Origin of the sequence: Psychrobacter jeotgali, assembly GCF_904846315.1 — a bacterium.
Classification (GTDB): Bacteria; Pseudomonadota; Gammaproteobacteria; order Pseudomonadales; family Moraxellaceae; genus Psychrobacter; species Psychrobacter jeotgali.
The window spans coordinates 2908160-2923389 of sequence record NZ_CAJHAF010000001.1 but is presented as its reverse complement, the minus strand read 5'-3'; the positions used below and the strand labels follow the sequence as shown (position 1 = coordinate 2923389).

General features: G+C 43.8%; 13 protein-coding genes. 8 read left to right on the top strand and 5 right to left on the bottom strand.

Annotated features, from left to right (window positions below; genetic code table 11):
- The first annotated feature begins 44 nt into the window (after nucleotides 1-44).
- A complete protein-coding gene (locus JMX18_RS12125; RefSeq protein ID WP_201587989.1) occupies nucleotides 45-602 on the top strand; it encodes a protein disulfide oxidoreductase in 558 nt (185 codons plus the stop codon).
- An 82-nt stretch (nucleotides 603-684) separates the two neighbouring features.
- Here the strand turns inward: JMX18_RS12125 and ald are convergent, their stop codons facing one another.
- The gene (gene ald, locus JMX18_RS12120; RefSeq protein WP_201587988.1) at nucleotides 685-1800 is read right to left on the bottom strand and encodes an alanine dehydrogenase; all 1116 of its coding nucleotides are present in this window, start codon (nucleotides 1798-1800) and stop codon (nucleotides 685-687) included.
- Between the two features lie 424 nt (nucleotides 1801-2224).
- Here ald and ileS point away from each other — a divergent pair, with 424 nt between their 5' ends.
- The 3 genes from ileS (at nucleotide 2225) to JMX18_RS12105 (ending at nucleotide 6731) form a co-directional block, all read left to right on the top strand.
- A complete protein-coding gene (ileS, locus tag JMX18_RS12115; RefSeq protein ID WP_201587987.1) occupies nucleotides 2225-5092 on the top strand; it encodes an isoleucine--tRNA ligase in 2868 nt (955 codons plus the stop codon).
- Nucleotides 5085-5711 (top strand): signal peptidase II, encoded by a 627-nt coding sequence (gene lspA, locus JMX18_RS12110; protein ID WP_201587986.1) that lies wholly within the window; start codon nucleotides 5085-5087, stop codon nucleotides 5709-5711. Before ileS ends, lspA begins: the two co-directional genes overlap by 8 nt.
- Before the next feature lie 273 nt (nucleotides 5712-5984).
- Entirely contained in the window at nucleotides 5985-6731 is a 747-nt protein-coding gene (locus JMX18_RS12105) for an SDR family NAD(P)-dependent oxidoreductase (protein WP_201587985.1), read from the top strand.
- Between the two features lie 144 nt (nucleotides 6732-6875).
- On the opposite strand, the gene JMX18_RS12100 is transcribed toward JMX18_RS12105, so the two are convergent.
- On the bottom strand, nucleotides 6876-7355 hold the full coding sequence (locus JMX18_RS12100) for a hemerythrin domain-containing protein (protein WP_201587984.1): 480 nt from the start codon (nucleotides 7353-7355) through the stop codon (nucleotides 6876-6878).
- Between the two features lie 147 nt (nucleotides 7356-7502).
- Entirely contained in the window at nucleotides 7503-8921 is a 1419-nt protein-coding gene (locus JMX18_RS12095) for a dihydrolipoyl dehydrogenase (RefSeq protein WP_201587983.1), read from the bottom strand.
- Between the two features lie 296 nt (nucleotides 8922-9217).
- Between JMX18_RS12095 and JMX18_RS12090 the strand changes: the two genes are divergently transcribed.
- Nucleotides 9218-9814 (top strand): O-acetyl-ADP-ribose deacetylase, encoded by a 597-nt coding sequence (locus tag JMX18_RS12090; RefSeq protein WP_201587982.1) that lies wholly within the window; start codon nucleotides 9218-9220, stop codon nucleotides 9812-9814.
- Nucleotides 9815-9826: 12 nt separating this feature from the next.
- On the opposite strand, the gene JMX18_RS12085 is transcribed toward JMX18_RS12090, so the two are convergent.
- The gene (locus JMX18_RS12085; protein WP_201587979.1) at nucleotides 9827-10513 is read right to left on the bottom strand and encodes a DUF1294 domain-containing protein; all 687 of its coding nucleotides are present in this window, start codon (nucleotides 10511-10513) and stop codon (nucleotides 9827-9829) included.
- Nucleotides 10514-10664: 151 nt separating this feature from the next.
- Between JMX18_RS12085 and JMX18_RS12080 the strand changes: the two genes are divergently transcribed.
- Nucleotides 10665-11174, top strand: coding sequence for an FKBP-type peptidyl-prolyl cis-trans isomerase (locus tag JMX18_RS12080; RefSeq protein ID WP_201587977.1), 510 nt, complete (start codon nucleotides 10665-10667; stop codon nucleotides 11172-11174).
- Nucleotides 11175-11219: 45 nt separating this feature from the next.
- Complete coding sequence (locus JMX18_RS12075) at nucleotides 11220-12260, top strand: aldo/keto reductase (RefSeq protein WP_201587975.1); 1041 nt, start codon at nucleotides 11220-11222, stop codon at nucleotides 12258-12260.
- Between the two features lie 119 nt (nucleotides 12261-12379).
- On the opposite strand, the gene JMX18_RS12070 is transcribed toward JMX18_RS12075, so the two are convergent.
- On the bottom strand, nucleotides 12380-13174 hold the full coding sequence (locus JMX18_RS12070; RefSeq protein WP_201587973.1) for a lysophospholipid acyltransferase family protein: 795 nt from the start codon (nucleotides 13172-13174) through the stop codon (nucleotides 12380-12382).
- A gap of 328 nt (nucleotides 13175-13502) precedes the next feature.
- Here JMX18_RS12070 and hflX point away from each other — a divergent pair, with 328 nt between their 5' ends.
- Entirely contained in the window at nucleotides 13503-14957 is a 1455-nt protein-coding gene (gene hflX, locus JMX18_RS12065; protein ID WP_201587971.1) for a ribosome rescue GTPase HflX, read from the top strand.
- Nucleotides 14958-15230 lie beyond the last annotated feature (273 nt).

The window sequence follows — 15230 nt, the reverse complement described above, 5'->3', positions numbered from 1 at the left end:
CTAAAAGCAAGTGCTATCCCCTTAACCCCAAAAAGGTAGATGCTATGGCCACTGATGCAAAACGAAATAAAGAAAAGATTAAAACCAAAAAAACACCGCAGCAAAAACTACTTTCCATCCTCAAAACTGTTGTAATTTATGGTTTGGTTTTTATAGCGATTTATAGCGCTGTTAATTGGTGGCGACAGCCAGTGATGCCAGCCAATCCACAGTTGCAATTGACCGATTATAAAGGACAAGCGGTTGATTTGGCAGCTATGAGCGCTGATCAGCCCACGCTGGTTTATTTTTGGGGGACTTGGTGTCCAATATGTAGTGTCACTTCTCCGACTATAGATAAGCTTAGCAACACCAGCAATTATCCAGTAGTCACCATCGCTATTCAATCGGGTAGCAATCAAGAGTTGGATAATTACCTGACTGAGAATAACTTTAGCTTTACTACTATTAATGATCAACAAGGAGAAATCTTCGCCGATTGGCAGGGACAAGTTACCCCTTCTTATGTGGTGTTAAAAGATGGGGAGATGACCCAAGGATTAACCGGTATTCAGCCGCTTTGGTCGCTTAAGCTTAGGTTGTGGTTGAGCTCGTTAGGGTAAACGATAAAAAGCCTGCTAAATAGTCGTTAATTTAATAAATATTTAGCAGACTTTCGTTTTTTAGCGGGTATAACAGTAAAAATCAATTAACTAGCTCACCCAAATCTTTATACTCATAATTTAGTGCCTCTGCAACCGCTTCATAAGTCATATGACCTTGGGCAGTATTAACACCTTTTGCCAAGGCTGGGTTATCATCACAGGCCTTTTTAAAACCTTTTTTAGCTAATTCTTGTATATAAGGCAAGGTTACATTAGAGAGTGCCATCGTTGCCGTGCGTGGTACTGCACCTGGAATGTTGGCCACTGCATAATGAATAATACCATGTTTGGTATAAGTCGGATCATCGTGGGTAGTAACGTGATCGGTAGTTTCAAAAGCGCCGCCTTGGTCAATGGCGATATCGATAATAACGCCGCCATCGTCCATCGACTCAACCATCTCTTCGGTGACTAGCTTTGGCGTTGAGGCGCCCGGAATTAATACGGCTCCAATCACCAAGTCACTATCTTTCACGCTCTTAGCAATATTAACTTTGTTAGATATTAAGGTTTGGACGTTATTACCGAACATCTCGGACAACTCTTTTAGACGCTGAGGATCTAAGTCCAAGATAGTCACATCAGCTCGTAGACCTACGGCGATTTTCGCCGCTTCAGTACCCGAGGTTCCGCCGCCAATGATAGTTACTCTACCCTTTTGCACCCCGGGAACCCCGCCGAGTAGAATCCCCTTACCGCCATAAAAGGTCTGCAAAAACTGCGCCCCAATTTGGGTACTCATGCGCCCAGCAATTTCACTCATGGGGGTCAGTAATGGTAGAGAATCATCATCAAGCTGAACGGTCTCATAACCAATAGCGATAACTTTATTATCGATGAGCACTTTAGCCAGCTCAGGCTCGTTGGCCAGATGTAGGTAGGTAAATAAGATTAAATCTTCAGTCAAATATTGATGTTCATCTTGTTGCGGTTCTTTGACTTTGATAACCAACTCTACATTCCACGCTTCTGAAGCATTGTCAACGACAGTAGCGCCCGCTTCCTGATAATCATCATCGGTAAATTGTGAGCCTGTGCCTGCACCCTCTTCAACAATAACATCATGGCCTTCCTCGACTAGGACACGCACACCATTGGGAGTTAGTCCCACTCGATTTTCATTATTTTTAATCTCTTTAGGGATACCTATTTTCATAATTATTCCTTGTATAATGTTATATAAACCCAATATCTATAGACTGAAAAATTTATAGCGGCCTTGATAAATGGCTTAAAGTATGGATTATTTGACGACAATGCTATGATGGTTATTTATTAGTATCAAATTTAGTGGATCTGACGATTTGGTTAGGATTAACTATACCCTTATATCTTTAGCCTAGCAGAAATAGAATAACTCGCAATCAATAGTTGATGCAGATTGGTTATTATTTTTTGCCAAAGTAGGCCCTAAACTTGCTAGCCCTTTTTACCCTATCCATTTTGACATATAATAGCTGCCATTCGCTTATAATTTGACCGACAACTCATTCATTTGTACTAATAGTTGCTACTAAATAACTTCTTAAAACGTACTTTAAAAAGCTCTCTAAAACGCCCTCTAATATAAGACAACTTTTATGACTGACAAAGCTACTTACACCCCAAGCCAAGATTATAAAGACACCCTGAACCTTGCTGACACCCCTTTTCCGATGCGTGCAAACCTTGCCAAACGTGAGCCGGATTGGCTGGCGGCATGGGAGGCAGATGGTATTTATGACCAGATTCGTGAAGCTCGGGTTGGTGCACCTAAATATATTTTGCACGATGGCCCTCCTTACGCCAACGGTCAGATTCACTTAGGTCATGCGGTAAATAAGGTCTTAAAAGATATTATCGTCAAGTCCAAAACCTTGTCAGGATTTGATGCGCCTTATGTGCCGGGCTGGGACTGTCACGGTCTGCCGATTGAGCAAAAAGTCGAAGCTAAAGTGGGTAAAGTTGGCCAAAAAGTATCGGCCACTGAGTTTCGTGGTCTGTGCCGCGAGTATGCCAGCACCCAGATTGAGCTACAAAAAGCGGACTTTAAACGCCTAGGCATCTTCGGTGACTGGGACAATCCCTATTTGACCATGAATTTTCATCAAGAAGCCAATATCGTGCGCGCACTGGCGAAAATTTATGAAAATGGTCATGTCACCCGTGGTATGAAGCCGGTTAATTGGTGCTTGGACTGTACCTCAGCACTAGCAGAAGCCGAAGTGGAATACCAAGACAAAGTGTCTGATGCTATTTATGTTAGCTTTGATGTTTTAGATACCGATAAGCTTAGCGCATTTACGGATATCAAAGAGACAATCGCTGCCGTCATTTGGACGACAACACCTTGGACCTTGCCTGCTAACCAAGCAATTTCAGTACACCCTGAGCATGACTATAGTGTGGTTGCCACTGAAAGGGGTAACTTACTGCTGGCAGCAGAGCTGGTCGATACGGTTTTGGAATCAACGAATTTAAGCAATAAAGGTATCTTGGCGACGGTATCGGGCCGGGAGCTTGAAGGTCTGCAAGCCCAGCATCCTTTAATCGAAGATCGTCAAGTGCCGCTGATTTTAGGCGAGCACGTGACTACCGATAGTGGTACGGGTCTGGTACACACAGCACCCGGACACGGTCTCGACGATTATATTGTCGCCTTAAAATATGATCTGCCAGTAGAAAATCCAGTTGGCGCTACGGGCGTTTATTTGGATAGTGCCGCGGTATTCGCCGGTGAGCATATCTATAAAGCCAATCCCAAGATTATAGAGACCTTGCATGATAATGGACACCTAATCAGCCATACCAAGATTGAACACAGCTATCCGCACTGCTGGCGTCATAAGTCGCCTATTATTTTTCGTGCCACCCCGCAGTGGTTCATTAATATGGAAAAAGAAGGGTTACGCGAGCGTGCTTTGGCTGATATTCCATCGGTCAATTGGACGCCAGCTTGGGGACAAAACCGAATTGAGGCTATGATGAACGGTCGCCCTGACTGGTGTATCTCACGTCAGCGCACTTGGGGCGTGCCTATTCCTTTCTTCATGCATAAAGAAACCGGCGAGCTCCATCCCAATACTTTAGAGCTGATGGAAACAGCGGCGCAAAAGATCAATGAAGGCGGCGTAGAAGCTTGGTTTGATGCCAGCTGTGAAGACTATCTAGGCGAGGAAGCGGCTGACTATGATAAAGCAACCGATACCTTAGACGTTTGGTTTGATTCAGGAACCACTCATTTTGCCGTCCTTGAGCAGCGTGCGGAACTGACTAATCCCGCTGATATGTACTTGGAGGGCTCGGACCAACATCGTGGCTGGTTCCAAACGTCCTTACTGACCTCAGAAGCGATGTATCAGCGCCCACCCTTTAAGCAAGTATTGACTCATGGTTTCGTAGTCGATGAAAATGGCCGTAAGATGAGCAAATCACTCGGCAACATCATCACGCCGCAAGATGAGATCAATAAAACTGGTGCCGATATGCTGCGCTTGTGGATTGCCTCCAGCGACTATCGTTATGAGATGAGTGCCGGTAAAACAGTATTTAAAGGGGCGATTGATATGTATCGCCGTATCCGTAACACCTTGCGTTTCTTACTCGCCAATACTGATGATTTTGACCCTGCAGCCGATAGTGTCGATATCAATGAGCTGGTGAGCCTTGATAAGTTTATTATTGAGCGTGCGCAAAGCGTGCAAGCACAAATTTTGAGTGCGTACGATGCAATGGACTTTCACCAAGTCACCCAGCATGTTACAGCGTTTTGCTCGCAAGATTTAGGCAGCTTTTATTTAGATATTATTAAAGACCGTCAATATACTACGCAAACCGACGGTAAACCACGCCGCTCAGCACAAACGGCTATCTATCATATCGCTCATGCGCTGATCCGCTGGATCGCACCAATATTATCCTTTACTGCTCAAGAGGCGTGGGAAGTATTACAAAGTGCCGATAGTGAAGTTACAGATAGCTACGTCTTTACTCAAACTTGGTATCAGTTCCCGGACTTTGAACTCAGCGCAATCAGCACTGATGACTGGCATAACATCATGCGTGCTAAAGATAGGGTTAATAAGCATATCGAGACAGCCCGTGGTAATAAGATTATTAACGCTAACTTATCCGCTGACGTTACCCTTTATGCAGATGGTGCGATGCATGATAGTTTGGCTAAGCTTGGCGAGGAGCTACGATTTGTGCTTATCACCAGTAATGCCACGCTTGCAGCGCTAAGTGAAGCACCTGCCGATATCAATGAGGATTTTGAGAACTCAACTAGTGGAAATGGCACAGAAGAAGAAGCCGACCTAAAAGTTGATGTGAAGGCAGCAACCGGCACCAAGTGCGTACGCTGCTGGCATATCCGTGATGATATCGGAGTCGATCCGGCGCATCCAGAATTGTGCGCACGCTGCGTAACCAACGTCGCAGGCTTGGGCGAGGTACGCCACTATGCCTAACCCACCTGACTCATCCCAGCATGAGCAGCCCACTGTTGGGGTTGACACTAACCCCAAACCTGCGCATGTGACTACCGGCAGTTCAGACACGCCTAGAAGTCGCTTGCATAAGAAGCCCAAGATGCTTGCCAATGGCAGCCGTGCTTTTATGTGGTATCTGCTATCGCTAGTGGTATTGGTTATAGACCAGTGGACCAAATGGCTGGCCGAAACTAAGCTGACTTTTCATGAGCCCGTTCCTGTGATTGAGCCTTTTCTTAACTGGACACTCGCTTATAACTATGGCGCAGCGTTTAGCTTTTTGGCCGATGCTGGCGGTTGGCAAAAGTGGTTTTTTGCAGGACTGGCGCTGGTGATGTCGCTATTTTTGATTGTTTATTTGGTTAAGGCGCCACGCCCTGCCAAATTGCTCTCCTTTGGTCTAGCTCTGGTGCTTGGCGGTGCCGTTGGTAACTTAATCGATCGGTTATTACATGGTCATGTCATCGACTTCATCCATGTGCATAACGCTGATGTCTGGCATTATCCTATCTTTAACGTGGCCGACATGGGTATTAGCATTGGCGTTGCGCTAATCGTGATCGATATGATATTTTTGGAAGGTAAGCGTAATGGGTAGCAGCTAGTATCTCGCATAAAAACAAACAAGGGTCTGCATAAGCATGACCCTTTTTTGTTAGCTGTTTTATTTATTAAACAGGTTAGATTTACGGGGTTACCATTCACTAAAAGCGTATTTATGCGCAACATTGCCACTCAAAACCTATACTAAGTCATAGCGATAACTAGGCTATCATAAAATAATAATGAGCATGGCACATGTCATTTAAAATTCGTTATTTAGAATTAGTGATTTAAAATTAGTGATTTAAAATTAAAAAAAAGGATTATTATGAAAAATTTACAAGATCAAGTCATCATCGTCACGGGCGGCGCTGCAGGCATTGGCGGCGCGATAACCACGGTGTTAACCGAAAGGGGCGCATCGGTAGTAGCAGTAGATATTGACGAGGCTGCTGGTAAAGAGAAAGTGGATAGCAATCCTGAGCAAATTGCATTTCTGAAAGGCGATATCTCCAAACCTGAAGTCGCTGAAGAAGCGGTCAAAATGGCTGTCTCAAAATTTGGCAAACTGACTGGCGTCGTCAATAATGCCCACGCCTCCAAACAAAAGCCCTTAATGGAGCTTACCGAAGACGATTGGTCTTTATCTATGGGTACCGGCTTTAACGGAACTTTAAACTTTATGAAAGCGGCCTATCCGGAGCTTAAGAAAACAAAAGGGGCTATCGTTAATTTTGGTTCTGGTGCCGCCTTAACGGGTCAAAAAAACCAAGCGAGTTATGCCGCTGCCAAGGAAGCGATTCGCGGCCTATCGCGAGTGGCCGCCAATGAATGGGCGGAAGATGGTATTCGGGTCAACATTCTTTGTCCACTTGCGTTAACCGAAGGCGTTGAAAAATGGAAAGAGGCCTATCCAGAGCAGTACCAAGAAATTGCTGATAAGCATCCGATGCACCGTTTTGGCGATCCTCAAACAGATGTCGCACCAGTCGTGGCCTTTCTTTTGAGTGAAGACAGTCAGTATATGACCGGACAAACGCTTATGGCAGATGGCGGAGATATTAAATTAAGATAAACATTAATCTTTTCAAATAACTTTTAACCTGCTCAGGCAATTCAAAGCCCAGCATTTTTAGCCAATGAGTTACTGAGCATTACCCATAAAAATAGCCACTATTCGTAGTGGCTATTTTTATGGGTAAACCTTTTGATTCAATAATTATTTATCTGCATGGGTCTGCTCAAACTCAGCATGTTCAACTTGATAAAGAGCACCAAGACGCTGCTGTAGATCTTCGTCTAAAATCTTTCTAGCCTGCTTGAAGAACTCATTTTCCTCTTCTTTTAGATGGTGACGTACTTTATGAATCAGATCGGCGCAAGTTTGATCCCACTTCTCTTTGCCAATACGACCATCATCTAGAGTCTCCATCATCTCATCCATTTCGTGATGCTCAGTGATAGCATGACGAGATAAATCAAGCCCATCATCGTGCTGCATGACCGGAATATAGAGATGACGCTCTTCAGCGGCGGCATGTGCTTGCAGCTCTAGTTTTAGATCTTCATAAACCGCTTTACGCTGTGCATCGCTCTCTGCTTTTTCGAGCTTATCGCACAAGTCACGCTGAATTTCATGTTTTTCAATTAACGCGGTAAAGATATCTTGTTTTAGATTAACGTCAGTTTCATTACTCATAATCTTCTCCTGTTTTATAAATTCACTTTAGTTATTTAAATAGTTCTATCAAATACCCTACTATGATAGCAGGATTAAAAAAGCCCATTGTCAACTATCAGTTAACAACGGGCTACTGTTTCGTTAAAGCTGTTGATTAAACATTCATTATTCAGCCAAAGCCAAACCAAAGGGCAAGCCCGCTGCATCAGGGATTTTACGGACGATATCCTGTAAAGCACTTTGAATAATCTCTTCTACTACTGGATGATAAAACGGCATTTGTAATAAAGAATGTGCTGTTTCTCCGCGTTCAATTGCCAAAACTAATAGCTGCGCCACATGTTCGCCACGCACACCGATCATACTTGCACCTAATAGTTTGCCACTGCTTTTGTCAGCATAGAGACGTAGGATACCCTCGCGATCAGTTAGCACTCGGCTGCGACCGTTAGCTTGACTTAAGGCTGTACCAATTAAAACCTCATCCTTATTCAACTCATCAAAACGTGTACCAACGCTAATCACATCTGGATTAGTAAAAGCTATAGCAAATGGCGTTTTACGCTTGAAGGCAATGGGTTCATTTTGTACCGCATTGTAACCCGCCATAGCGCCTTCATCAGCAGCCTCATGCATTAAAGGACGATAGCCATTCACATCTCCTACTATAAATACTGGATGTGTACCTAGTTGTAAGGTGTTTACATTGAATAGCGGTTGACCAAGCGCATCCAGCTCAAAACCTGCTTCAGCTAAGTTGAGCTGATCAGTATTAGGACGACGCCCTAGAGCTACCAGCACTTTGTCTACTTGAACCTGCTTATCTCCTGCTTTGAGTACAACCCCTTGTTCAGCTTCGACCAATTCTGCTGGCGCTCCCAAATACAAGTGTATTTCTTTGGCAAACTCTGCCAAAGCTATATCGCTTACCTCAGGGTCACTAATGCCAGCAACGGTCTGCGCCATATCAGCACCGTGCACTTCTACCCCTAAACGCGCCAGCGCTAAACCCATCTCTAAACCAATCGCCCCTAACCCTAAAATGCCAATAGATTTAGGTAGCTTCTCCATCTCAAAAAACTCATCCGTGGTAATACAATGCTCGCTAAATGGCTCTAAGAACCTAGGCATCACAGGACGCGAACCGTTGGCAATAATCACTGACTTAGCTTTGACTTGCTGAGTACCTGAGGCCTGTTCAACTTCTAGCAAAGTTGGCTCTAAAAAGCGTGCCTCTCCCATTATTAAATGCTTGCCTGCGCCTTTCTTGGCATTCCCAGCGGCACTATCTGCAAACTGATCCCGCTGCTCGCGTAATGCCTGCCAAGCCTTAGCACTATCTAACCGTAAATGCTCTGCACCGCTTATTCCATAACGTGGGAACTCTTTTTTTGAGCTCCAGTATTCAGCAATATGTAATGCCACTTTTGAGGGCATGCAGCCCACACGTGCACAAGTCGTTCCAAGTGGTCCTTTATCAATTAATACAAAACTTTTATTAGCTCGGCGTACTTCTCTTAAAGCATACATACCCCCTGTACCAGCCCCAATAATCGCTACATCAACTTCAATTCGCTTGGTCATAGTTACCTCCAACTCTTTACTTAACTGCTTTTAGCGTCAATAGTAGAACTATTAGCCCTGTCTACCTTTAAACTATCTATACCTATATTATAGGATATACAATAATATTATATGTAATAATATATTATTTTAAAAGAAGCGTTTACGAATTGAATAAAGGTGTTAGTAATGGCATTTATAAAGTGAAACTTATTATCACCATACAACATACAAGCACAGAGAGAAAATAATCTAAAATAAGTAATGAAAGAATGTTATTAAGAAAAATACGGTTGAATAATAAGGAGAACATCTCTATGCCATCACTTCAAAAAAAACCCATTGCTCAAAAGCAAATTTCAGCTTCTAGCAATCAGAGTAAAGCAGAAGTTACCTTATCAGTATTACAGGAGGATATTACCACCTTAGAAGTCGATGCGATTGTCAATGCTGCCAATTCAAGCCTGCTTGGCGGCGGCGGTGTCGATGGCGCAATTCATCGGGCAGCAGGTCCTGAATTGCTTGAATACTGCCGTGGCTTAAACGGCTGCGCGACTGGCGATGCCAAGATAAGTCCAGCGTTCAACCTACCCTCAAAATATGTGATTCATACCGTAGGTCCGGTTTGGCATGGTGGCAATGATAATGAACAAGCATTGCTGGCTAGCTGTTATCGAAGCTCGTTAGATTTAGCCGTGGAAAATGCCATCTCCAGCATTGCTTTCCCAGCTATTAGCACCGGCGTCTATGGTTATCCAATGGATAAAGCTACTAAAGTTGCTATCGATACGGTTCAAGAATACATCCAAAAGAGTTTAGAAAAAACAGCCGACTTCTCAATTCGTGAAGTTGTCTTTTGCTGTTTTTCGGCTGATGATGCTGCGATTTATAAGCAGATTTTAGAGACCCATTGAATAAATGACCACCTACAATAAACTCTCCAAAACATCTAAGCCGCCGCCCGCTATTATAAATAGCAATCCTGCTAAATTAATAATAACGGTCAAATAATAAGCCATCCGAAACTCAGGCTTTTGCGATTTATGACGCAGATAGGTCTGAGCGGTCAGCGCCCCCACCCAACCGCCAAGCGCACTTAATAGATGCAATGTCGATTCAGGAGTGCGCCAATCGTTATTTTGTGCAGCAGCCTTATCTTTGGCATACATGGCATAAGTGATAAGTCCTAACGCTGCATACCAAGCGACCACCAGCCAGCTAATATCACCCATAAACGCCAGTAGTGCTAATACCGCGTAAAAGCCTGCGCCGAGAAACAATCGTTTCTTTTGACCGGATTCAAAGTCCGCTTGAGCGTTTCTTTTTTTATTACGCTGGCGAATTTGTTGGTTCTTTTGGGCCATCTGCTGTTGTACAAAACTCAGCTCTTGTACCCTTTGAGCTTGCATCCGGCCTTGATTGTCTTGCCCAAATGAGAAAACCACGGGCTCACCTACCTCTGGACGCCGCCGCGCTTTAAATTCGCTGATATGAAAAAAAACTGACTCGCCGCTTTGAGTTTCAATAAAGCCAAAGCCTTTATCATCTCGCCATTTTTCAATTGTCCCTTGTTGCAAGGCGGGTTGAGCCGTTGCTTGGTGTTTAGTAGCCATACTACGCTTACCTTATCTAGATTCACTAAATATAGTACACTATTTAGGTTACATTATTGACGCTTACAGCACTGATTATTTGGCTTATCATTTCTTAGCTGATATAAATTTAATAACATCTTCTTCCTCTATCAACGAATGGCTGTTAACTATGACTTCATCTAAAAACTCACCCGAATTTATCAATCCCAATGAAGATACACGTATCGCTTATGGCAGTCTGGTAAAACTACATTTTGAAGTGTCACTAGAAAATGGTACGGTGATTGATTCAACCTTTAGCCGTGATAATCCTGTGACTTTAACCATCGGTGATGAAAGCTTGTTGCCCGGTTTTGAACAAGTTTTAATGAATTTGCGGGCAGGCGACACTCGTACGGCGCACCTTGATCCTGAACAAGCTTTTGGTGAGTGGAATCCTGAAAATGTGCAGCATTTTAGCCGCCCTCAATTTGCGCTCGTCGCTGACAATCCTGAGGTGGGCATGTTGGTTGAATTTGAAGATAAAGGTAAAAACACGCTACCGGGCACCATCAGCGCCATTGATGATGACGAAATTGAAGTGGATTTTAACCATCCTTTAGCCGGTCAAGCGGTATTATTTAAAGTAAAAATCTTTAAAGTGACCCCGCCCGGCGTTACTGGCGTGCAGCTCATGTAGATAGTGGCTCGATTAGAATAAAACCAAAAATAAAAGGATAAAGACATGCAATATGCAACTTTGCCACAAATTAATGAAAAGGTTTCCAAAATTTGCTTAGGAACGATGACTTGGGGACAGCAGAATGACGAGAGCGAAGCCCACGCCCAGATGGATATGGCGTTAGCGGAAGGGGTTAACTTTTGGGATACTGCGGAGATGTACCCCTCACCGCCAGCGGCAGATAAACAAGGCGATACCGAGCGTCATATCGGTACGTGGTTTGCCAAGACCAAGCAGCGTGACAAAGTCATTCTTGCCAGTAAAATGTCGCCGATGAGCTTTTTGCGTGATGGACAAAGTCGCTATAGCGCTGAGCAGATAAGTAGCGCTATCGATGGTAACCTCGAGCGTCTGCAAACCGATTATATTGATGTTTATCAATTACATTGGCCTGAGCGCCAAGCAAACTTTTTTAGTCAGCGGGGTTATAATGAAGAGATGGCAGCGCAGTCGTTGGACGATTTAACGCCCTTTTTAGAAACCATCCAAGCGCTCAATGATGAGATTAAAAAAGGGCGCATACGTGCTTATGGGCTCTCAAACGATACCGCTTGGGGACTGATGCGTTATCTTTGGGAGGCGGACAAAAATGGTCTGCTAGCGCCCATCACGGTGCAAAATCCTTATAGCCTGCTTAATCGTTTATATGAAGTGGGCATGGCGGAGATTGCCCATCGTGAAAACGTCGGTCTACTCGCCTACTCACCGCTCGGCTTTGGAGTATTATCGGGTAAATATCTCGATGGAAAACGTCCGGCTGGTGCGCGTTTGACCATGTATGATCGTTTCCAGCGTTATGTTAATGAGCAAGCCAAAGCAGCGACTGCTGAGTACGCCAAGATTGCCGCTAATGCCGGACTGGATATGGCGCAGATGGCCTTAGCCTTTGTGAATTCACGCTCATTTGTCACCAGCAATATCATTGGTGCTACCAATACCGAGCAGCTCAAGTCCAATATAGACAGCATCAACTTAACCCTGAGCACCGACGTCCTTGACGCTATAGAAGCTGTGCATACCTGCCAGCCCAATCCGTCTCCTTAAGGTTAGCTCATTTATATAAGTAACTTAACTGATATGAAAGGGGCGCAAATTAAAAATTTGCGCCCCTTTATTTTTATTTGATTTCATACCTATTGATAAAGGTAACTTGTTTTTCTAACTTAGGATGATGGCGTTAATACTCGCGCATGTAGCTCTGCTAGACCTTCTTGCATACGCTTTTGTAGTAAATCAGTCAGCTCGCTCTTGCTACGATCCTTTGGATCTATCGGCTCAAGAGGTAGCACATAAGCGGTGACATCCTTGCTATCGAGCACCTTTTTCAGGCTCTCTTTCATCGTCAATTTGCCATAGTACGGTAACTTGTCACTTAGCGTGCCGTCTTTATTCACATAAGCCAATACCATAGGCTGAATAGGTACGTCAGCATCTATAGCTGCTTGCAATAAAGTACCGTGAATGCGCTTCATCTTTTTACCATCTGTAGTGGTTGCTTCAGGAAAGAATACTACTGAAAACCCTTCCGTTAAAAAGTTAGCAATCTGTGAAGCTACTGACCCTGCATCACCCGACCCCCGCTGGATAAACACCGTACCTGCAGCATGAGCAAGCTTACCAAATATAGGCCAATCGCCAATTTCTGCTTTAGACAAAAAGAACGCCGGACTCACGCTGCCGACTACTGGAATATCCATCCATGACACATGATTGGATACCCACAAACCATGATGCTGCGGTACAGGCTCTACTGGTATAACTTTAATACCAAAAGAGCCTGTCATTTTACGGCAAAAGGTCTGAATATAACGTGGCAACGTCTCGCGCGGAGGCTCTTGAAAAGCGCCTATACGCTGAGCAGTACGTAGACCCCCAGCGATAGTAGTGGTCATACCAGCAATTTGCTTACCACGACCTAACTGACGTTTAAGTGAAAAGCGTGACTTAATTTGGCGCATTAGTACTCCTTTTTTGACCTTAGATGTTTTTAATTAGATGCATTATTGGTTGAGACAGCTATTAATGATATAGCTATAAAAATGAAATAAGTATAGCAAAATTCTGCAATTCAGTGACGATTTGTTCACTCAATGGCTTTTATAGGTCAAACAGACCTCTCTGTAACATAAAACTAGCGTTAATTGGCTTTATACGCTTTAATATCAAGTCATAAGCCTGCATATAGATAGACATCTTAACGCTACCCTGATGATAATTTTAATATCTCATGACATAACATGACATAAATAGTAGCGATTTATTTACATTATTTATAGGTGATAATCTTTGGAATATTTTGAAAGACACGAAGGTGGCGAGCGCGCCATTTTAGTCCATTTAGACATCCGCCAAATCCAAGATCCTGATGATTTAGGCGAATTTGAATTGTTAGCAGCATCAGCAGGTGCCAATCAATTGGCACTAGTTAGTGGCTCACGTTTAAAACCTGATGCCAAATACTTTGTCGGTAGCGGTAAAGCAGAAGAAATCGCAGAATTAGTACGGATGCACGACGCTGATATCGTGCTGTTCAATCACAGCTTATCGCCCTCACAAGAGCGTAACCTTGAGAGATTGGTGCAGTGCCGTGTCCTTGATCGTACTGGTTTGATTTTAGATATCTTTGCCCAGCGTGCACGTACTTATGAAGGTAAGCTACAAGTTGAGCTGGCCCAGTTGAATCACTTATCGACCCGACTGGTAAGAGGTTGGACGCATTTGGAACGTCAAAAAGGTGGTATCGGTCTGCGTGGTCCTGGTGAGACCCAGCTTGAAACAGATCGCCGTTTATTACAAACGAGAGTTACCCAACTCAAAACTCGACTGGATAAGGTCAAACAAACTCGAGCACAAGGTCGAGCCCGCCGGCGCAAATCCGATGTTCCTACTGTTTCTTTAGTAGGGTATACCAACGCTGGCAAGTCCACCTTGTTCAATCGCTTAGTCGATGAAAATATCTATGCCGCTGATAAGCTATTTGCGACCCTAGATCCGACATTACGCCGCTTAGACTGGCAAGGTGTTGGGCGGGTAGTACTGGTTGATACCGTAGGTTTTGTCCGTCATTTGCCGCACGAATTAGTTGAGTCTTTCCATGCGACTTTAGAAGAGACCTTGGAGGCGGACTTGCTATTACATGTCATTGATTCCTCAAGTGAAGATATGCATGAGCAAATCCAAGCGGTAAAAGACGTACTGGCAGAGATTGATAATGATGTACCAGTGCTCAACGTCTATAACAAGATAGATCTTACCGGTGAACCTCCGCATATCGGTTATGCTAGTGAAAGCGAGCCCAATCGGGTCTATGTTTCCTCTAGAGACAATCTAGGTATGGAAGAGTTATCACTCGCCGTCCAGCAGCTGCTTACTGGTACTTTAACGACTTTTGATCTAACCCTGCCCTATGATGCGGGTCAACTCAAAAACACTTTATATGAGCTGGAGGTTATACTCGAGGAGAGCTATGATGATACCGGTCATGAAATTCTAACGATTCGTTTGCCAAGTGATCGGTTAAAGCAGTTATTGGGTCAAGCCAACTTATCACCGATGGAGGTATTACCTTTGGCGCAAGCGACCCTTTTAATGCCAGTATTAGAGCCTTTTGAAGAGTCTAGCGAAGAGGGTCAAGTTCAGGATAATATGCTAGATAGTGATGATGCTGTTGACACTGAGAGTACAGAAATCTTCGATGATCAGCACCAAGAACTCGATTCTGATATCGAATCATATGATTAATTACTTATCTGCTTATATCTAATCAATCGCACTATAGTGGTTGTCAATTTACCGCCAATAAGTCAAATCGAATAAGTTAAATTGAATATGGTTTATACACGCTGCTCCTAGCTGGTATAAGCCATTTTCTTTATCATTCTATTAAGCCTCGATAGTAATACTCCCCTGCCTAATCGCAAACTTCGTTACCCTGCGGTCAGCTCTGACTATCGAGCAGGGTATCGAAGTTTGTTTATTATGTATATAATCAAACCCTATTTGCTATGGGTCTCT